The sequence below is a fragment of the Gellertiella hungarica genome (assembly GCF_014197145.1).
In the GTDB taxonomy this organism is placed as follows: domain Bacteria; phylum Pseudomonadota; class Alphaproteobacteria; order Rhizobiales; family Rhizobiaceae; genus Gellertiella; species Gellertiella hungarica.
The window spans coordinates 214,256-233,136 of record NZ_JACIEZ010000003.1; the positions used below are offsets into that span (position 1 = coordinate 214,256).

The 18,881-nt window shown below is 59.7% G+C and carries 25 protein-coding genes and 1 tRNA gene; 9 read left to right on the forward strand and 17 right to left on the reverse strand.

Features of this window, described 5'->3' with window-relative positions; translation table 11 throughout:
- Positions 1–34: 34 nt before the first annotated feature.
- From GGR23_RS09535 to GGR23_RS09585, 12 genes are all read right to left on the reverse strand, one after another.
- The gene (locus tag GGR23_RS09535) at positions 35–367 is read right to left on the reverse strand and encodes a hypothetical protein (RefSeq protein WP_210296919.1); all 333 of its coding nucleotides are present in this window, start codon (positions 365–367) and stop codon (positions 35–37) included.
- A gap of 31 nt (positions 368–398) precedes the next feature.
- Positions 399–1,013 carry a head-tail connector protein gene (locus tag GGR23_RS09540; RefSeq protein ID WP_183365998.1) on the reverse strand — a complete coding sequence of 205 codons (615 nt, stop codon included), beginning with the start codon at positions 1,011–1,013 and terminating at the stop codon, positions 399–401.
- Entirely contained in the window at positions 1,013–1,402 is a 390-nt protein-coding gene (locus GGR23_RS09545) for a hypothetical protein (RefSeq protein WP_183366001.1), read from the reverse strand. Before GGR23_RS09545 ends, GGR23_RS09540 begins: the two co-directional genes overlap by 1 nt.
- 12 nt (positions 1,403–1,414) lie before the next feature.
- Complete coding sequence (locus GGR23_RS09550; protein ID WP_183366005.1) at positions 1,415–2,581, reverse strand: phage major capsid protein; 1,167 nt, start codon at positions 2,579–2,581, stop codon at positions 1,415–1,417.
- Positions 2,582–2,584: 3 nt separating this feature from the next.
- Positions 2,585–3,088, reverse strand: coding sequence for an HK97 family phage prohead protease (locus GGR23_RS09555; protein WP_183366008.1), 504 nt, complete (start codon positions 3,086–3,088; stop codon positions 2,585–2,587).
- A complete protein-coding gene (locus tag GGR23_RS09560) occupies positions 3,088–4,260 on the reverse strand; it encodes a phage portal protein (RefSeq protein ID WP_183366011.1) in 1,173 nt (390 codons plus the stop codon). Before GGR23_RS09560 ends, GGR23_RS09555 begins: the two co-directional genes overlap by 1 nt.
- A 109-nt stretch (positions 4,261–4,369) precedes the next feature.
- Positions 4,370–4,492 (reverse strand): hypothetical protein, encoded by a 123-nt coding sequence (locus tag GGR23_RS23430; RefSeq protein WP_281375700.1) that lies wholly within the window; start codon positions 4,490–4,492, stop codon positions 4,370–4,372.
- A gap of 76 nt (positions 4,493–4,568) precedes the next feature.
- The gene (locus GGR23_RS09565; RefSeq protein WP_183366014.1) at positions 4,569–4,871 is read right to left on the reverse strand and encodes a hypothetical protein; all 303 of its coding nucleotides are present in this window, start codon (positions 4,869–4,871) and stop codon (positions 4,569–4,571) included.
- A 113-nt stretch (positions 4,872–4,984) separates the two neighbouring features.
- Entirely contained in the window at positions 4,985–5,212 is a 228-nt protein-coding gene (locus GGR23_RS09570; RefSeq protein WP_183366017.1) for a hypothetical protein, read from the reverse strand.
- Entirely contained in the window at positions 5,193–6,035 is an 843-nt protein-coding gene (locus GGR23_RS09575) for a hypothetical protein (RefSeq protein WP_183366020.1), read from the reverse strand. Before GGR23_RS09575 ends, GGR23_RS09570 begins: the two co-directional genes overlap by 20 nt.
- Before the next feature lie 274 nt (positions 6,036–6,309).
- Positions 6,310–6,633: a hypothetical protein gene (locus tag GGR23_RS09580; RefSeq protein ID WP_183366023.1), complete on the reverse strand. Its 324-nt coding sequence runs from the start codon at positions 6,631–6,633 to the stop codon at positions 6,310–6,312.
- 42 nt (positions 6,634–6,675) lie between these two features.
- The gene (locus tag GGR23_RS09585) at positions 6,676–6,879 is read right to left on the reverse strand and encodes a DNA-binding protein (protein ID WP_183366026.1); all 204 of its coding nucleotides are present in this window, start codon (positions 6,877–6,879) and stop codon (positions 6,676–6,678) included.
- Between the two features lie 113 nt (positions 6,880–6,992).
- Here GGR23_RS09585 and GGR23_RS09590 point away from each other — a divergent pair, with 113 nt between their 5' ends.
- The 6 genes from GGR23_RS09590 to GGR23_RS09615 all read left to right on the forward strand — a co-directional run bounded on the left by GGR23_RS09590 (position 6,993) and on the right by GGR23_RS09615 (position 10,196).
- On the forward strand, positions 6,993–7,439 hold the full coding sequence (locus GGR23_RS09590; protein WP_183366028.1) for a hypothetical protein: 447 nt from the start codon (positions 6,993–6,995) through the stop codon (positions 7,437–7,439).
- Positions 7,436–8,602, forward strand: coding sequence for a tyrosine-type recombinase/integrase (locus GGR23_RS09595; RefSeq protein WP_183366030.1), 1,167 nt, complete (start codon positions 7,436–7,438; stop codon positions 8,600–8,602). Before GGR23_RS09590 ends, GGR23_RS09595 begins: the two co-directional genes overlap by 4 nt.
- Positions 8,603–8,675: 73 nt before the next feature.
- Positions 8,676–8,765 (forward strand) — tRNA-Ser (locus GGR23_RS09600).
- Between the two features lie 615 nt (positions 8,766–9,380).
- A complete protein-coding gene (locus tag GGR23_RS09605) occupies positions 9,381–9,617 on the forward strand; it encodes a hypothetical protein (protein ID WP_183366032.1) in 237 nt (78 codons plus the stop codon).
- A 22-nt stretch (positions 9,618–9,639) separates the two neighbouring features.
- A complete protein-coding gene (locus GGR23_RS09610; protein WP_183366034.1) occupies positions 9,640–9,930 on the forward strand; it encodes a hypothetical protein in 291 nt (96 codons plus the stop codon).
- Positions 9,931–9,941: 11 nt separating this feature from the next.
- Positions 9,942–10,196 carry a hypothetical protein gene (locus GGR23_RS09615; protein ID WP_183366036.1) on the forward strand — a complete coding sequence of 85 codons (255 nt, stop codon included), beginning with the start codon at positions 9,942–9,944 and terminating at the stop codon, positions 10,194–10,196.
- A gap of 105 nt (positions 10,197–10,301) precedes the next feature.
- On the opposite strand, the gene GGR23_RS09620 is transcribed toward GGR23_RS09615, so the two are convergent.
- From GGR23_RS09620 to GGR23_RS09635, 4 genes are all read right to left on the reverse strand, one after another.
- Positions 10,302–10,922 carry a hypothetical protein gene (locus GGR23_RS09620; RefSeq protein ID WP_183366038.1) on the reverse strand — a complete coding sequence of 207 codons (621 nt, stop codon included), beginning with the start codon at positions 10,920–10,922 and terminating at the stop codon, positions 10,302–10,304.
- Positions 10,923–11,083: 161 nt separating this feature from the next.
- Positions 11,084–12,361 (reverse strand): plasmid recombination protein, encoded by a 1,278-nt coding sequence (locus tag GGR23_RS09625; RefSeq protein WP_183366040.1) that lies wholly within the window; start codon positions 12,359–12,361, stop codon positions 11,084–11,086.
- Between the two features lie 94 nt (positions 12,362–12,455).
- A complete protein-coding gene (locus GGR23_RS09630) occupies positions 12,456–13,715 on the reverse strand; it encodes a hypothetical protein (protein ID WP_183366042.1) in 1,260 nt (419 codons plus the stop codon).
- Positions 13,716–14,290: 575 nt separating this feature from the next.
- Positions 14,291–15,226, reverse strand: a complete 936-nt coding sequence (locus tag GGR23_RS09635) for a DNA-methyltransferase (protein WP_246365184.1) — start codon at positions 15,224–15,226, stop codon at positions 14,291–14,293.
- Between the two features lie 170 nt (positions 15,227–15,396).
- On the opposite strand from GGR23_RS09635, the gene GGR23_RS09640 reads away from it, so the two are divergent.
- The gene (locus tag GGR23_RS09640; RefSeq protein WP_343066675.1) at positions 15,397–15,594 is read left to right on the forward strand and encodes a helix-turn-helix domain-containing protein; all 198 of its coding nucleotides are present in this window, start codon (positions 15,397–15,399) and stop codon (positions 15,592–15,594) included.
- On the forward strand, positions 15,594–16,196 hold the full coding sequence (locus tag GGR23_RS09645) for a PDDEXK family nuclease (RefSeq protein WP_183366046.1): 603 nt from the start codon (positions 15,594–15,596) through the stop codon (positions 16,194–16,196). The genes GGR23_RS09640 and GGR23_RS09645 overlap by 1 nt, the downstream gene beginning before the upstream one ends.
- Here GGR23_RS09645 and GGR23_RS23530 read toward each other — a convergent pair.
- Positions 16,181–17,266 (reverse strand): phage integrase, encoded by a 1,086-nt coding sequence (locus GGR23_RS23530; RefSeq protein ID WP_183366048.1) that lies wholly within the window; start codon positions 17,264–17,266, stop codon positions 16,181–16,183. The genes GGR23_RS09645 and GGR23_RS23530 overlap by 16 nt on opposite strands.
- Positions 17,267–17,696: 430 nt before the next feature.
- Here GGR23_RS23530 and GGR23_RS09655 point away from each other — a divergent pair, with 430 nt between their 5' ends.
- Positions 17,697–18,869: a hypothetical protein gene (locus GGR23_RS09655; RefSeq protein WP_183366050.1), complete on the forward strand. Its 1,173-nt coding sequence runs from the start codon at positions 17,697–17,699 to the stop codon at positions 18,867–18,869.
- Positions 18,870–18,881 lie beyond the last annotated feature (12 nt).

The window sequence follows — 18,881 nt, forward strand, 5'->3', positions numbered from 1 at the left end:
CATGCGCAGATGCGGGCTGCTTTGGTCGACATCGTCAGCCTCCCGCTCGCAACTCGAGGCGAACAGGCTTGCCGTCAACGAAGATAGGTACCGCCGCAAGGATCTGGCGCTGCTTGCCCTGAACGACGACGAAGTCGTTCGCTCTCGGCCACAAGCCGCCTCCGTTCGGACCGGGCCACTGCGCCGGGTTGGCCTCCAAGATGGGCGAGACGGAAGCGATGATCTTGCATTGCTGCTGTGTGACCGTGCCGATAAGGACTTCTGGATCCAGGCCGCGCACGGAGGCGCGTGCGGTCACAGTTGCGTCAGGTTGACCGTTCTTGCCCTTCCTGATGAAGACAACGTCTTCGCCCTTCGAAGTCAGCATGCGGTCAAGCTTGGAGCGCTCTGGGTGCATGTCAGAACCCCACGCTGTCGCGGTAGCGCGCCAGCAGGCCCTGCACTTCGGGAGGTAGATCATTCCCGTTGCCCAGTCCATTGAGGCCGTAGCTCGTTGCTCCAACACCGGATGATTCCTCACTTCGGATTGAGGGGTCTCGCCTGCGGGCGAAGTAGGCCTGCTTTACAAGGAGCGTGGCCGCGCGCGTGATATCCTGCGGCAAGGTGCATCCACTCGTGTCGGGCAAGGTGAAGCCAGCCTTGTACTGGATCACCGCGCGGCCAGCCTCCCAGAGCGTCCGGACGCCGCTCCGAGTAAGAAAGAGCGCGCCGCCATCTCCTTGCTCCAGGTCTGAGATGCTGATCGCTCGCCCATTAAGGGAGACCGACCGCACCTCTGTGACCGGGAAGCAGGAGACGACGACGCATTCGGTGGATCGTTCAATGCGGATCGTCTCGCGGTAGGTCTCTTCGGCGAACCGACGCCCGCACCATGTCTCGATTGCTGCACTGGCCTGCGCAATGAGCATCTCAATGGTCTGCATTTCCTCTGGATAGGAAACACCAAGATCTGCTGACACGGCGCCATAGCTCGCGAGGTTGCGCGACAAAGAGGGCGAGACGATCTCAAGCATCACGCCACCGGTCGGCTGTTTGCGTGGCCGAGAATGGCCACCGCGCCGGCAGCAATCGAGGTGCCGCTGTTCTTTGTGAGCACGACTCGAGAGTAGCGCTTGTGTCCGCGGTAGCCGATCTTGAATGCGGCATCCGCCGACAGCGGGTTCACCAAGTTGGAGCCGATCACGTCGCCGGCAGCTGCGTCGGTGAAATCACCATCGGTCGTGGTGTCGGATTCCTGAACCGTAACCGTGAAATTGCCCGATCCGACGATAGCGCCCGTGCTGATTACGAAGGTCACGCTCTCGAAGCCTTTCCGGTCGATTGCGTTGCCCTTGGAGGTGGCGGCCAGGACTGCGGGAGAGAGCGCCAAGATGGCGCCAATATTCCGAACGAGATCTCGCATGGGTGTCCCTCCTTAGCTGGTGGCCATCTTGAGGCGCTTGAACTTGGCCGGCTGGATCACGCCGCCGCCAACGCGCCGGGTAGCGTGAATGCGCGTAAGGCCGTTTGTGGCCAGGAGGTACGGGTTGACCAGGATGGAAAGCGAGAGGCGGTCGACGATCCGGTAGCCGCTGAAATCGCCGAAGATGATCGGGAAAGCATCAGAGGCGACATCCGGCATATCGGGCATTTCCACGACAGGACGGCCGAGGATGGTCTCGGGCTGGCCCGCCTGGTAGGACGGCTGCCACAGGTAGTTGCTCTGCCCGTCCTTGAGCTTGCGGATGACTCCGAGCGTGGTGCCGTTCATGGCCCAGGTGCCAGCGGACCGATACTGCGCCGGGAGCGCGTACATCATGCCGATCAGGGCATCAGCGGAAAGATTGGTCGCGTGTCCGTTGGCCACGGAGCCAATGCCGCTGGTTGTCATGAACCCTTCCGGCTGCAGCACGCCATCGCCTTTGACGAAGGCTGCTCCCTCCTTGGCGCCGAAATCTTCGGCCAGTGCCATGCGGACTTCCGCTTCAGCCTCGCCAGCGGAGTCGGCCAGAAGCTGGTTGGAGATATCGACGAAAGTGTTGACTTCCCGGATCGGGATCTCGACCTGGCCGAACGACGGCTCCGAGCCTTCCTGCGCCTGGCCTTCGCCCTTCCACTTCGCATTCGTGATACCGGTGCGCTTGGGATAGGCGATAGAAGGCGACGAGGTCGTTCGGACAGAGGCGATAGCGCGCACGGGCGATATCAGGGTCAGATCGCGGACAAACTCCGTTGCCATCTCCTTCGGGGCGAGATAGCCGCCCTGCGTATCGCTGGAGACCGTGAGGGTCTTCAACTCGTCGGCGGGAGCGGCGTTGCCGTAGCGGAGATACGTGCCGAAGGACTTGCGCTCGGCTTCGTCAGCCTCCTTGTCAGTCTTGCCATCGCCGGCAGAAGGACGGTTCGCCTTGGTTTCGAGCGCCTTGATACGCTCGTCGAGCTTCGGATCGATGGACTTGCCTTCGACTGCCTTCAGCCGCTCGTCCACGGTCTTGGAGAGCTCGTCGAGCGCCTTGGTGACGACGTTGACCGGGTCATCCTCTTCGCCCTTCAGGACGATCAGGGAGGCGCCGGCGAGTGCATGCTTCGCGATATGTCGCATGGTTCAGCCTTTTGCGAGCGCCGAAGCGGCGCGGTTGAGGGATTCGGCAAGGCGCAGTGCCAAGACCGATGATTTCGCGCTGGTAACCCGGGCGCCGGGATTCATGCCGATTGTGACGAGGCTCACCTCGAGAAGCTCAAGGTCGGATATTGTGCGGCCGCCGCCCTTTCGCGGCGCCGCTTTCTTCGAACGAAATCCGACACTCAGCCCGCGCACGGCGCCGGACTTAACGAGGGCGAAAATCTCATCGGCGCGCTTCACCTGGCCCACCAAGAGGTTCCCGGAAACCTTGAAGCCATCGGCGTCTTCGACAGCAGAGGTCCAAGTCCCGATTGGGTCGTTGAGGTCGTGGCCGAAGAGCATCGGCAATGGGAGCGACACGTTCTTGAACGCGCCTTTCTCGATCACGTCGCCGATCCGATCGGGTTTGCCGAAGGGCCAAGCAACGCCGGAAATCTCTCCGGCATCCGATGCCGCCAGTTTGGTCTCGAAGAAGAGGCGGTCCATCACTGCGGCTCCCTAGTCGACGACGACGGATTGATGTGCGGGTTGGCGAACTCTTCGCCTCCGGGATACGGGGGGAGGTCGAGCCAGTCGCGGCCCTCGTTAGGGTTCATGACCTTCGCGGCGATCAGGCTGGAAATAGCGGTCGCGCGAGCGCCGAGATCGGCGCGTGTGAGGTCGTCACGGTCGAAGCGTATCCGATAGATTCCTCGCTCCTCCGGAAGAAAAAGCGCCCAACGCATCGCCGCTTCAAGGCTAAGCAGCCACGGCTCAAGGGAGTAGCTCAGAAACTCCTGACCCTGCTGCTCCCCATTCGCCCAAGTGGCGCGTCCTAGTTCGTAGATCATCGACGGAGGAACACGGAACGCGCGGCAAATTTCGAGGATCTGGAATTTTCGGTTCTCCAGAAATTGCGCGTCGGTGGAGTTCAAGGCTAGCTGCTTGAACGTGGCTCCGTCGAACAGAAATGCCGTGCGCCCCGCACTGTCCGCGCCTTCGTGCGCGGCGCGCCAGGCTGCCTTCATTCGCGAGAATGTTTCCTTGCCCAACGGCTTCGGAGACTCGATAACGCCGCCCGGCCTCGCTCCTCGTTCAAAAAGGTTTCGAGCGTGTTGCTCCATTGCCTTGGCGGCACCGATAGCGTCGGCAGCGAGCGAGAGAGGGCACTTCGAAAATGGGCTCCTGATGAAGATGACGTCGCTGGGTTTCTGCAGCTCGTTGTTGATCCGGAAACTTGGCTCCTGCCGGCCGTCGCCCGAGTAATCCACCTGGAAATGCGCCGTATCGTACCGAACGATTTCGCGAACCTCTCCGCCGACGCGGTTGACGAAGGCCAGCGCGCCCTTGTCGTGGCAGAGCGCGGTTGCAACGAGATCTCGGATCAGCTCGAACGTGGAAGTCCAATCGTTCGGCTGGCCAGCCAAGAGAACGGCAACGGGATGGAGGCTGTCCACGGTCCAAGCGCCGTCAACTTTCCGCTCCACACGGATGTCAAGGCTGGCAGCCGCTTCCGCGACAAGACGAACGGCCGATTGCACCGCAGGGACGCTAAGCGCCTGTGCAGCGGAAATCGTTCCGGCGCCGGATGGTGCGCCCGTCAGGATCGCGATTTCCTCGTCGGCGGGGTTGCCGAGCGATTTCGTTTCAGTTCGGGGGAAAGGCCATGGCAGCTTCATGTGTCATGGTATGGCGGATGTCGGGCTCTCAGCGTTAACGGTTAAATCTGGCAAATCATGGCTGAAAAGGGTTTGTGCTTGGAGAGTGCAGGCTGTCGGGTGTCGTTCGCTATCGATGCCGCCGCATGAACATCATCAGCTCGTCTTCGAAGCAGTAGTAGCGTCCGCCGAGCTGGCGGACTGGAGTGTTTTCGATCTGGAGTAGCGTGTCGCGGACAAAGTCCGCGCTCACGCCGATCCGCTGACCGATTGCGGGAAGGGTCCAAATGATGCGAGAATCGTTGCCAGCGGGGCGAGACAGTTGGGGGCTACCGCTCAAATTTTCCTCCCCGAGAAACAACCAGCGGAATATGATATCGCGCATATTCCTCGCACTTACGCTTTGCCTCGTCGGGAAGGTATTCCTGAGGCTCGCCGTCTTTACCGTCTCGGTCCACTGGAATCAAAATGTACCGACGCGCAAAACCGTCTGGGCCGATGTCACGCCTCTGGACTTTAATCCGGATCGGAGGGCCTTTGAACGGCTTGTTCGTCGGCAACATCGGCCGCTCTTTCGCCTCCGGTATCAGGCCCCATTTCGCCCGCAGCCTGTTTTCGTCATCGCTATCCATAGCCTGCCTCGTTCGTAGGTTTCGTTTTTGCCCCGGACACGAAATGTCCGGCAATGTCCGGCAATGTCCGGTCTTTGACGAGAAATGTCCGGCTGAGTGTCCGGCAAGACATGTCAGGCAGCCTTTCCACGCGTTCCCGGCCCAGGGCCGAGGCGTCTGACATCGTCCAGAACAATCAGAATGCCCGCCTTCCGGATTGAAGGTATACCCACGACGCGGCCGGATATCGCCCTGATCATCAGGACCTCGAAAGTCAATCGAGCGTCGATGATGTTGGATTCTCCATGGGAAGCGTCCATGGCCGCCGCGTGTTCGAAAATGTCAAGCTGTTGATCTTTCATTTCGACGCCCCCTGTTAATGTTGTCAATGGCAGCTTTAACGATGTCTTTACTGAAGTCGGTGCCTAAAGGCATGGCCTCAAGGCTAGTTAGGAGAGCCGGCGCAATCGCCGGGTCGAAACTTGCATCGCGCATTGCTTTTTCAACACGTTGCTTATGCCGGCGCTGAGGCGACGAACCCACATTGCGTTGTTGGGTGTCATCCACGGTTGAGCCATTAGGTTGCGCTACCTTTAGGGTAGGCGCCTCCCTTTCCGGCGGCTCACCTGGATCCCATCCTTCGAGAGGAACGGGATCAAAATCTGAGTACGGATCATAAGAAGCATCCGAGCCGGAGCGCTCCTCAAGAGCGCGCACGCGTGCGTAGGATATATTATTATCTGTATTATTAGATGACGGGTAAGACCCTGAAGGGGTCTTACCCTCTCTAATCTCCCCTTCTTTTTCTGGGATCGATTTGCATTGATTTTGCTGATTTTTTCCCCACCGCTTTCGAGAAACATTTCCATTTCTTTTGGAAATGTTTCTCGATTTCTCTTCTCGGTGCTGGGTCTCACGCTCCGCGACGTCGCACCAAAAACCACTGTCGGTGACATAGATCAGGTCCGCTTCAACAAGCGTGGAAACCATCTTTTCAAGAGTCCGCTTGTTGATCCCGCGCTGCCGCGTCATGCGCTTCAGAGCATCTTCATTCACCGGCAGCATACGCTCGATCATCGTGTCGCGGAGTTCGCGTAGAAATCCCAACGTAGCGTAATCGAGCGCAAGCTCTGCCTCCGATCTGCCATCCTCGAAAAACGTCCGGTACCATTCCCAGGTGCTCATGCCTGGCACCTCTCGCCGCAGCGTGAGCATTTCAGGCTACGGCCGCGCCACGACGTCGGTATCGTCACCGCAGCTTTGTGCCCGCACTGGCAATGAACGAGCCGCGTGACCTGCGCCACTGCGGCGGCCGCCTCGGCGCGCTGGTCGGCTTTCGAGGGGCGCTTCCGGGGCGGCGTCAGGCCGCCCGGAAGGCCGAAGTCGACAACGCTGTCGGTGCCCTGGCGAGCGGCGCGATCCGCCGCCCGGGCTTTCGTGAAGTCGCGGGCCCGGGCCATCAGGCTGCTCCTATGGCCTGCAGGCCGAGCATGTCCGGCAGACCGAGCAGCCGCTGAGCATGGTCTCTGAGGATCTCGGGAGCCTGATCTGTCAGCCCCTCGCCATCGCTTAGCAGCACCGCAACCATTGCCGCGAGATCTGCAAAGCTCTGAGGCTGGGCTTCCTGAAGCCGGTCGATGATCCCGTCGCGCTCTCGATAGAGCAGTTCCGACGGTTCCTCGAACTCGGCAACGCGCTCGATTTCTGCTGTCACGTCGGCCCAAGAGCGGATAGCATTTTCGATGCCCGTGGAGAGGGTGGTAGATGTGGTCTGAATAGTCATATTAGCCTCTTTGATGATAGGTTTTTCGTCAACGCTCGCACTTTATGCGCTTCCAATGCTGGCCTTGAGGCCGAGCTTTGCGGCTAACGGGGCTACCGGCACCATCAGACGTCCACCGATCTCAATGGTTTCGAAATCACCACGCTTAGCAGCGGCATATGCGGAGTTTCGGCTGATGCCGAAAAATAGGCGGCCAGCATCCACGACTGAGATTGTCGGGCGGGCAAGGGCTTCGTCGAGAGTCATCAACCGTGCTCCAGTGAATATACGTAGGTTGCGCAATATGTGTAACGCACTCCAAGACACTTGCAACAAATTTGTGCGCAAGTTACGTATGTTGTGAGAATTGAGGATAGGATATGACGAAAAGCACCGGCCCCGAAGAGCAAAAAACTGAGCGATTCAATATGTTTATGTCGCCGTCCGAGATGGAGGCAATCGATGCGTGGGCTTGGAAGAATCGGATCAGATCGAAGTCAGAAGCGGTAAGACGGCTTTGTTACATCGCACTGCAGACCGAGCCTCTGATCGATAAACTGGGGGACGCAGCCCTAGCCTACATCAAGAAATCAAACGAGCGCGACACCGACGTGGAGTTCGGAACTGCAGGGGGAGAGCAATGGCTTTTGTCCAACATTGGAGACATGTTGGACCTCTCGCTTCGGGCTGGCTTGCTCGGAGATCTTCTCAACGGAATGCGTGAGGGATCAAGTTTCGAAGACGCGATGAAAACCGCACAGCATCGCCTTTCCCAGTACCAACCTCTCATTGAGGCAGCCCAAAAAATAAAGGAGGTGCGAAAATGAAGGGCCATATCCGCGAACGATCTCCGGGCAAGTGGGCTATCGTCCTGGACGTGGGCGAGCCCGACCCAATTACCGGCAAGAAGAAGCGCAAGTGGCATTCCTTCGCCGGCACGAAGCGCCAGGCTCAGGCCGAGTGCGCACGCCTGATCACGGAGATTTCCTCAGGGGCATACGTTGAGCCGACCAAGCAGACCGTCGGGGAGTTCTTGAGGGAGTGGATGGCCTTTGTACGTCCGACTGTCACGCCGAAGACGCATCAACGGTATGCTGAGATCTGCGAGAAGAACCTGGGGCCGCTGATCGGTGATGTCGCGCTCGCCAAGCTGAAGACGGACAAGATTGATGCGGCCTTCGCAAAGGCGCTGACAGAGGGCCGCAGAAGGGCAGGGGGAGGCTTGGCGCCTCGGACCGTCCACCATATGCGCCGTGTGCTGATCAAGGCTCTCGGGCAGGCTGTGACATGGGACCGACTATCCAAGAACCCCGCGGCCGCCACCACGCCGCCGAAGGTCGAGCGGACAAAGATGCTGGCCTATGACGTCGCTCAGACCGCCGAGCTACTTGAGGCCTTCCGTCCTACGCGTATGTTCATGCCGGTGATGCTGGCGGTTATGTGCGGGATGAGGCGAGGGGAGATCCTGGCGCTCCGATGGAAAGACGTTGATTTCGCAAACGGCTCCATTTCGGTCAGGGAGAGCGCCGAGCAGGTCGGGACCGAAGTCCGTTACAAGGAGACCAAATCCGGCAAGACGCGCAACGTAGCCATGTCTGTGACCGTTCTGGAGGAACTCAAGCGGCACAGGCTCGCGCAGGCTGAGGAGCAACTGAGGATAGGGCTACGGCCTGACGAGGAGTCGTTCGTTGTGGCGCAAGCTGATGGCCGGCCGCTCAAGCCGGTATCGCTCACCCATGAATGGACAAGGCTGCTCGCAAGGACGGGCCTTCCGCGGATCCGCTTCCATGACCTTCGCCACACCCACGCATCACAGATGCTTTCTGCTGGCGTCCATCCAAAGGTGGCGAGCGAGCGCCTGGGGCATTCAACGATCGGGATCACACTCGATCTTTACTCGCATGTGATGCCGGGAATGCAGGCAGATGCAGCGGCACAGGTTGACGCCGCGTTGCAAGCAGCTATAAGCGCAAGTCGGAAATCGAAATAGTTGCAAAGTGCGTAGCAAACCACGGCTCGCACTTTAGATCCTGAAGCTGATAAGCTTTTGCGATCAACGGCTTGGAAGAGTGTCCGAGTGGTTTAAGGAACCGGTCTTGAAAACCGGCGTGCGGGAAACCGTACCGTGGGTTCGAATCCCACCTCTTCCGCCACAACTGTATGATTGCGTTTAGCAAATTCTGTTGACGAGTTTTTCGAAAAACCCAGCGCTCCCGCAACATTGTCAACATTTTCTGCAACAATGCTGCAACTGTTTTTCTGTTGCAGCGAGAGTTGATTCCTGTCGCAGGCGCCCGGATGGCCAGAGAATGCCTTGCCGGGGGCGGTCGGTCCCGATTCCCCGCCGTCAGCGGCGGCGCTATGCTGACGGCTCCGATGCGCTCTTCCTTTACCCCGGCAGGGGTTCCCCTCAGCTTCCCCACGACGAATCTCCCTCGCTTCGGATCGAGCCGCTTGTCTCGATCCGATCGCCTACGGCGACCGCTCCTCCCGATTAGTCGCGTGGCCCCGCGCTTCGGTGACTGTCCCATGGGCCGCTCAGAAACGGCCTTCGGCCTGCGGCATCCCCCTGGGAGGGGCATGCCTCTTCCGAGCATGGCGACCCATGCGACAGTCAACCCCTGCCTGGTCGGTGTGCCATCCTGACTCACCGTTAACACCATCGACGTCACCTTTCCGGAAACCCTTAATCCCTTCCGGTACCCCTGGGTTCAGCTCTCAAAATCTGCTATAAATTCCTTGTTATCAATGGCTTAGGAGATTTCGGGATGAAGACGACGACGACAACAATCAGAGGACTCGCGATTGACGTGCTGGTCATCGAAACGACCCATACCGACGCGCAGGGCACTCTGTTTTACCGCGCCGAAATCGTGATCCGGGAACGCAAGACGGGCGCGCAGCGCCTTGTCCGCCGGAGCCGCATCCCAAGTGCCGGGCAGACCATCGCCCACGACGTCCAGCAGCGCGGCCTCCGGGCATTGAGAACGATCGCTGCAACATGAACAACAACGGGAGGACACCGCCATGAACACCATAGGCAGGCAGCTCGCAAGGTTCGAAGGTTGGGAACGCGACGACAGGATCGCAGAAGGAACGCGGAGCACCTGGACTAACTTCCTCATGATCGAGAATGACGACATCGATATGCTTATCATCGGTGAGACGGACAGCGAGGGGCCCACGCATTTCAGCGTCACAGGCAGTCGCGGCAAGGATGCCGTGACATTTGCAGAAGGAACCGTATCCTCATGGAATGAAGCATGCCGCCGCGCCGAGACCGAGGCCCGCCGCGCCTTGATGCGGCCTGTTGAGTGAAAGGAATAGAAATGCTCAAGTTCGACGACCCGCAGTTCCTCGCTCAGCTCCAAAAGCTGAGCGAGGAACTGAAAACCGAACAGGTAAAAGCGCTTGATAGCAAGCGGTACGCCGACCTCGCGAGGTTCACAGGCATCGAGCAAGGGCTGATACTCGCGATCAACATAGCGAGACAGGAAAGTGTGCGAGTACCGCGAGTATCAGACCTTCCGCTTCTGGGAGCAGTGATAGCAACGCTATACGACGACGATGCGCTCGCGGAATAGAAAAGGATTCGATCGATCGTGACAACGCGTCACGGGCAGCTTGAGGCAGTCCGATTCGGTCAAGGAAGGCAACAAGGCTGGGGCCGCCAAGGTTGGTGTTGTCGTTCATGGCTTCAGTCCTGGTCCTGAAACTGGATCGCCGGGACTATCCGGCTCCGGATCGGGTTTCGGCTCTGCTGGCTTCGGCTGCGCAGCCTCCCACTTCTTCGCTTCCACCAGCGCGGCCGCGGAGATTTCGGCGTCGGTCGCCCCGTGTTGTCCCAGCAACCGGAGAGCACGCCAGTCTTCCAGCAGGATTCTGGTACGCAGCCATGGGACTGCGGCCACCGGCACGCGGTACTCGATCATCTCGCGGGCCTTTCGTCCGGCAGCACCTGGACGGCGCAAGTCTTTGACCATGCGCGACCATGTCGGCGCGGCCCGGCTGCTCGGCGGGTAGTACGTGAGATCGATGCCCCGCTCGCGGGCGTCGGCAGCCGGGCCGCAACTCTCATCCACAGGCGCGGGAGCCGACGGCCCCGGTGCGCGCTGCGGACGCGGAGAACGGGCGGACAGCGACGGTAGCGGCGGCAGAACAGCGAGCCCGGCGGACAGCAGCGCCAGGAGCTGCAGCAGGATCTTTCCCGCCGGGTCACCCCGACGTCGCTGCCGCTGCCGCTCTGCAAGGTCGCGGCGCATCCGGTCCGCGCATGTCCGGTGCCGCTTTTTCCGCTGCTGCATGATCATCATCCTCCTAACCCACGCATCCTCGACAGGATGCGCGTCGGCGGACTCGGAGGCAAATCGGGGGGTATCTCTACCCACCCCGACCTCGCCGACGCGCTGTACGGGCGTCTAATGCGTCCCCATTTTTTGAAAAGCGATGCCGGGCGCCCAAAACGGGCGTCTCATCGCCGACGAGGCGCGGCCGGCGCGGCGTCGAGGCCCTCGTCATCGGGCCGGAGTGCAGCCAGCTCCTGCCGCGCAGCGGCAAGGTCTCGGGCGACATCCGTTACGGTCGCCCGCAGGTTTCGCGCCAGCTCGTCAGCCTGCCGACGGGCAGCGTCGGCGGCACTGGCCCTCTCGGCAGCATCAGCGGCCGACCGCCGGATGACATCCATCTCGGCCGCTACGTCCCTGCGGATACGGTCCTGGACCGCCGATCGCCTGAGACCGTCCCACAGGCCTCGCACGATGCCCGGCAGCGTGCGAAGACGCGCCGCAGCCTCGCGGACGCGGATGCCCTCGGCGCGTACCCGTGCCATCATCGACGCCGCCTTGCGTTGCTCGGCCACAGCCCTGTTCTGCGCCAGCAGTGCAGCTGAAGCGGCCTCTGAGGCGGCCTGCACCTTCCGGGCCGCTTCGGCCTGCGTTGCGGCGGCCTTAGAGGCGATCCGTGCTGCCTCGCCTTTGGTCGCCGTGATGTACATCTCGGCCTTTGCCTTCACCGCCGTCGCTCTATCCAGCGCGTCGCGCAGCGCCGTCGCCTGCACCTGTTCGGCCTGCCACTCCGCCCGCGAGAGACGTCGCCGCGCCGGGCCTAGACGGGTGAGCCCACAGGGGATACCCACGGTGCGGTGATAGGAGTCCTGCCAGTCGCGCATCGCGGTTTTATACGCCGCATCGCCGCGCTTGTTCACAGCCCTCGAATCCTCTCCGGCAGCGGGACCGGCCGCCATGATATCGGCCTTGGCCACCTGTCCCGGATGCAGGCCATTAGCCCGCATGGCCGGATCGTCCGGCAGGATATAGGCGTGGAGATGAAAATGGGATTCGTCTTCATGCCGGATGACCGACACGAGCTGGTCTCCGTACGTGTCGCGCAGCCACGCGACCGTTCGCCCCTCCCACTGCTCGGCTGCGCGACGCTTGGTCGGTTCGGCGCGCACCTCGTCCATCGTCAGAGGGTGCGACGCAACTACGGTCATCAGGGTGTGCTGCGTCCTCTGGATTCGCCGAAACTTGCCCCCCTTAGGCATCGTCATGGCAGCATCGGCACGGTCATCGTGCAGCCGCTCGACTTGGTCGGGCGAAATGCCATAGACGACAACGGGTGGAGCGGGCGTCGGCACGTGGATGGACGCCGCAGGATCGCGGCGAGCTTCGGCCAGCACGTAAGAAACCGATCGCCCCTTGCCACCGCCTTTACGCGAAAAACACTCCATATGAATGAACTGATATGCCACGAAAACGCTCCCGGCTCGCGTCAGAGCAGAAATCGTCAGCGCCGGCGCAGCGAGAAACAACACATTAGAGACCGACTAATGTCTTTCCCTGCGGTCAAGACGTCGGCGCTCGCGCGCGCCTGGCAGGGGCCTTGTCGCCGTCCGGGAGGACGACGAGGCAACCGTGCGGTTTCCGTTGTCGACGATCGGCTTCCCGGACGGCCCGCATTTTCGCCTCCCGGATGGCCTGCTCGGCTGTCTCGAATGGAATCCGATCGTCAGCGCGCTTGCAGTCCAGCCGGACGACCGTGGCTCCGCAGAACACCTCTTCCACGATGCTCCGCAGCGTGTCCTCCTCATAGACCCTTCGGGCGACTACGGTGTCCGCATCGCGCTCGGTCGCATCGACGGCATCGGCAAAGCCCTCGGCTCCGCCGTACTCGACGCGGCTCAAGAACGTAGCGGCGAGGCCGAACCGCATCCAGCGCCGCCAGATGGGGGCCCCCACACGGCCGACGATGTCGTCGCGCTCGTGGAGTTCCTGTTCGCCTTCCTTACTCTCCGAAGCCGGGATGTCCAGCTTCGTCCCCAGAGCGGCTGACACGACGCAAGTTCTTGTGCCGGGCATCACGTCCACGTATTCGCGCCACCTCTGCATCATGAAGGCATCACCATCGATGGCAGCCGCCGCGACGTCCCACGGGGTCATAGACGAAGCGGCCTTCGTCACGTCCTTATGACCGCCGGAGACTTCCCACGCCATGCTCCCCTTGGCCGTATACCCGCTCGCATCTTCCCAGTCGTCAGCGACACGGACCCGGCAACCATGGCGATCGGAGACCTTGCCGCCCCTCGCACGAATCTGGTCCTTGTAGCTCGCAGCGAGCCATCGGGCGGCCTTCTCTGCCCGTTCGCGGACGAGGACTTCGAGCAGGGCCGCATCCTCGCCCGCATGGGCCTTTTCTTCGTCTGTCGGGCCGTCCACCGGAATGCAGAGGTGCTGGTGATAGTGCCAGCCGTTGACGCGGCTGTAGGTGACTTCCTGTCCGACGACGACGCCCAGGATTCCATATACATCCTGCGCATTGATCCATGCCCGGCCTTTCCGGGCATTGCTGGATGCGTTCTGGATGAGCTTCTTCACATCGGCCAGAGACATACCCTTCGAATGGGAAGCCGTCAGGACCAGCAGGCCGACTTGTCCTCCCCTCCCGAAGGTCGCCTTGGCGACATCTTTGACCTTCTCTGCCCGTGCCAGCGCCTTCCACACAGCGCAGACCGGACACAGCCACGGCGACCCGCAGCGGTATACTCCGGAGACCCCCGCCCTGAATTCTCCGGTCGTCTCATCGCAACGGAGGTGGACATTGACCAACGCAGCGTCATAGCCGGGGCGGCCGCAGCCGCAGACGGCAGGTCCACGCTCGGCAGGATCAGCCGGGCGGCAGAGCTTCTGGATACCTCCTAGAAGCGACCACCTTTTGACTGAAGAAGAGCCCTCCGGGCGGGGGAGAGAAGGTCCTACGGCCCCACTACGTGGAACCGTAGCTCCTCCACTCCCGAGGACCGGAGCTCCGCCCGGTCTCTGCGCAGTCAGACCGCCTTGCCCAACAGTGTCGCCGGCAGGACGTGGGAGGCTTGCGTGGATGGAATCGAGGAGGCCCGCGAATGCTCCGGAAGATGCGCCGGGCAGAGAAGCGAAGGATAAGGTACTCGGCGCGGAAGCCTTGGCATCCGGCAAAATTTGTTGACGCTGTAGGGTAGGAAATTCTGTTGTCAGGGCTGGGCTATGTCCCAGCCCCCGGCTCAACTACCCATGCAAAGGGTATTTACAATCTCGCGGCCGTTGTTCACAATCATCGAACAGTTCCTTGATAAGACCGCCGGAGGGTTCCAGCCCTATGATGGCGGTCTTTTCATGGTTGCTGTCGGCGGCACATTAAACAAGGATTATTCGGCAGCTTCCCCAAACTTCAGGTTTGTCTGCGTCCAATAGTCCGTGACATCGACCGGGGCACCAGATTCAATCTTGAGGAACGCGTCCCGTAGCCGATCCGGGTCTGTCTCTTTGGGCAGGAAACGAAAGGCACTGGCTGCCACATAATCGAGACGCTCTTCAAAACTCAGCCAGCGACGACCCTCAGCCTCCGCCACTTGCCCGGTGGTGTTCGATCCCGCAAATATGTCCAAGACCACATCTCCGGGATCAGTAAGAAACCTTATGAAAAACTCCGGGAGCTTCGCCGGAAAACGAGCTGGATGTCGCGCCGTATCGACTAGCTTGCATCCCGCGACATATGTCCCATTGGATTCTGTGTTCGATATCTGAAGGAGATTTGAGGGTATCGCTCCGCCATTGTCCTTTGCAAACCCTGTACTGATTCCATGACCCGAAGGACGGGTTCCAGGTTTGTAAAACTTCGACGGATCCTCCATGAGCTTCAGCATCCTGTCCGAATAAGGGACAAGGACCTTGGAGACGTCAGCTTTCGGCCACTCGGTTTTAGAGAACCACCACAGATTATTGACCGAGTCCTTTGCGCGAATCTTTCGCTTGTTCACCCACTCAATGGGCGATGGCAGCTTTGCAGGATTGTACCAGTAAAAGTCCTCTGCGAGGAAAAAGCCGATTTCGTCACAGAACCGGATGGGCAGTCTGAGGTGATATAGGCTCCGCGACGGGGTGCCCTTCTGGTATGCGCCGCCGACATCCATCACCATGCTGCCCGTGGGTTTCAGCTTGGCGTAGACCAGCTTGGCGAAGTCCATCAGCCAATCAAGATATTCTGCCTGATCCTTGTTCCCGTAGGCCTTCTGACGTTGCAGCGCGAAAGGAGGGGAAGTCATCACGAGATCAATGCTGTTGTCCGGGAGCTGCTTGAGCAACTCTCGCGAGTCCCCGCAATAGGCCGCTCCGAGGGGGGTTCTATATGCGACGGGCATTTCCAGCATCTGTAGGGGCTCTCTCATTCGGTTCACACTCATAGTGTGTAGACTCATAGTAGTCAGCGGTCAATCTCGGTGCCGTGAACGACTCAAACACCATAACAGCCAGAGTGACGCTTGCAACGAACCTCAAGCGTCTTCGACAGGAACTTGGACTCAGCCAGGAAAAGGTGGCTGAGCTCGCGGGGATTCATCGCAACTATCTCGGAGGTATCGAGCGGTGCGAGCGGAACGTCGGACTAGATAACCTGGAAAAGATCGCTGGGGCTCTTGGTGTCTCTCCTGCGGACTTGTTGAAGGATATCTAATGGCACCTCATCCCGACTGGGAACGGCTGGAAAAACTGATGCCGGCTGTTCGCGAATTCCAATCGCTTGCAGTGGAACATGGCATAGACGACGTCTTCCAGGACAACGGCGGAAAAATCCTGCAGATGCTGCTCGCTCTCAATCTTCAGGGAATTCCTGGGAGAGAGGGTAATGATGCTGTCGATGCTGACGGGCACGAATATGAGCTAAAGAGCGTCAATATATGGCTCACGGATAGTTTCTCGACCAACCATCACGTCAACATCCCAATCATCAACAAGTATCGCGAGGTGAAGTGGGTGTTTGCTATCTATGAAGGCATCGAAATGCGACGGGCATATTACTTGGAACCTGCGCAGCTTGAGACGTACTTTTCTTCGTGGGAGGCAAAGTGGTTGGAAACCAAGAAAGACATCAACAACCCGAAAATCCCGCGCAACTTCGTCATGGAAGCTGGGACGCTACTGTACACAGACCAACGCGAATTAGATCTGGCAAATGCGGCGGCAATCCGGCGTGCGAAGACAAAGGCATCCGCTGATCGGCGCGCAGCCAAGAAGAAAGCCCAAGCTGACCTAATCGAATCTCAGGCCGCCGAATGAACAGCCCCTCCAAATAGGCGCGCCCTCTGCTCTTCCTTCGTAGGGTTGAGATATCGCATAAGAACGGCCACAGTCTTGTGGCCGGACTGCCTCATGAGCGTCTTCAGGTCCGCACCGTTCGCCGCCATCCGGCTCAGTGCCTCATGACGCAAGTCATGAATCCTAAGGTCGGGGCAGCCGGCTGCCTCCCGTATCTTCTGCCACTCATGTTCTGCTGAGCTCTTCGTCATCTTGAAGACGGCAGCATCGTCGGGCTCGCCTTCGGCTTGCTGAAGAAGCAAGTCATAGGCGCGATCGGAGAGGGCGACATATCGATGCTCGTTTCCTTTCACGTCCTTCTCAGGTATGACGATGAAGCCGTGCTCTCGGCGCACCCAGCCCGCAAGGATGCTGCGAACTTCTCCCGCACGCATCCCAGTGTCTAGGAGGACAGGGAACAGGGCTTGCCATTGGCGGTTCTGCCACGTTTCTCCGGTGAGGGCCGACCAAATGCGTTCTTCCTCTCCCAGGCGAAGCCGTCTATCTCTGCCTGCGCCAGGTTGTGGAATACCGCGCCGTCGCTTCCGGAGCGAGGCAATGGGGTTCGAAGTCTGGACCGACTTTTCATGGATCAGCCACTCATAGACCGCGCTCATGGTATTCAAGTTGTTCCGGATCGTGGAAGCTGCTTTTCCCTCATCGCGGCGTGCATCGCGGAAGGTTACGAAATGCTCCACCGTCAACTCCCGGAGAGTCTTCGACGCAAAGTCCTCTCGTGCCAACATGTTCAGCATGGCGACCTCTTGCTCGGCTCCCTTCTTCTCCGGAGTGATCTTGTCACGGTAGTCCTCAAGGGCATCCTTGAACGAGCGATCGAGGTAGCCTTTCGAGATTCCCGGCTTCGGCTCAAGTCGGGGGTCCTTCCACGTACCGAGACGCATTGCGGATTCGGTCGCGTCTATCCACACTTGAGCGTCACGTTTCGATTTAAAGGTGTTCGAGATCGAACGCGACTTGCAGGGGCCGTTAAAGGTGTCCGGTAGCCGCGCGGTGACAGTCCATTTCCCCGCTCGTTTCGTGATGCTCGCCACGTCGTTTTCCCTGCATTTTGCAACAATGCTGCAACATCTCGCAGAGTTGATGAGAAAACGCAAGGTTATCAGTAAATTTTTACCGGTCTTGAAAACCGGCGTGCGGGAAACCGTACCGTGGGTTCGAATCCCACCTCTTCCGCCATTTTCGCGCACTTCCGGTCCCCATGATGCGCCCGCTACGGTTCTGGATTACCGAGGGCGGGAAGGCTATTCGTCGCTGCCCTTCCTGCTTGCACACTCTTGCATTCAACAGAAATTCTGTCAGCCCGATTGTCTTTCTTGAATATGTGTAGCCGCTAATGCTGCTGTACTGCGAAAAATCCCCCCTCAATATTGACGGTAATGCCCATCAGGCGTAACTTATAATTAATCGTTTATTAACGATAATTTTTTGTTGCAACAAGAACAGGTAATGAGGGAGCTTGCAATGACGGACACGATTTTCGGTTTCAGCGGGACAGTCACGCAGGGCGCGCTATCGCAGCAGTATACGTCGTGGCTGACGTCGGAAGTTGCCAGCATGTCGGAGAACCTGGCCTACGACGCCTTCAAGGATGGCATGGCGGTGACGGAAGCGATCGCGCTGCGGTCTGCCATTCAGGCCGGCACCTTCACGCTCAGCAACCTTTTCACCGCGGCGCAGTCCAAGACCGGCGCAGTCACCGACGTCGCGGGCAAGCCGGACCCGCTGATGACGGTGACCTACACCGTCGATGGCGTGGAGAAGAGCTACACCATTCACCTCGCCGAATTCATGAGCGGCGAAGCGCGGTCCACCTGGAAGGATTCGGGCAAGAACGGGCAGTTCCACACCCGCGAATACCTGACCGACGTCAATCACGACCTGCCCAGCGACTACAACGAGCACTGGGATGATCTGAACCAGGCGCCGACTGCGCAGAACTACGATTTCGGAAATCTGCAGGAGACCGACGCGAATGCCGACGGTTCGCATCAGGCAGGCGACTTCACCGTTTCGATCGATCTGGACACTCTGGTATCCGACGACAAGCCGATCAGCGAGCTGTCCTTCTCCGTTGGCACCCTGCCGGATGGCGTGACCTTCGACCAGAACACCCACCAGATCATCGTGGACCAGAATTCGGCGGCTTTCGATTTCCTCAAGAAAGGCGAAACGAAGACTTACAAGATCGAATATACGGTAACCGACAAGGAAGGCCTCTCCGCAAAGGCCGAGGTATCGTTCACCGTGGTCGGCACGGCGGACAAATATCACGACACGCAGACCTTCTCCTTCGAGAAGACGGATGGCAGCGCACAGGGCAGTGGCTTCACCCACACCTTTTTCCTGCATGAGGGCTTCGATTATTCGGGCCTGGTGAACGTCTCCGGCGATGGGGACCTCAACCAGAAGAACGAGTCCGTGAAATTCACGGTCGATGGTTCGGGCTGGACCTACCAGGGGACCGAAAACGGCAACGACGGGCAGCTCGATACGCTGACGCACTATGCGCATGACTTCGGTCTCTCCAGCGTTCAGCTGTCGGACGGGAAGGTCATCGTCACGGGGGACTTCTCGAGCCCGGTTGCGAACGGCTCGACCGCCAACGTCACCCTCGATTACGATTACTGGATGTAACTTCGCGGCGCC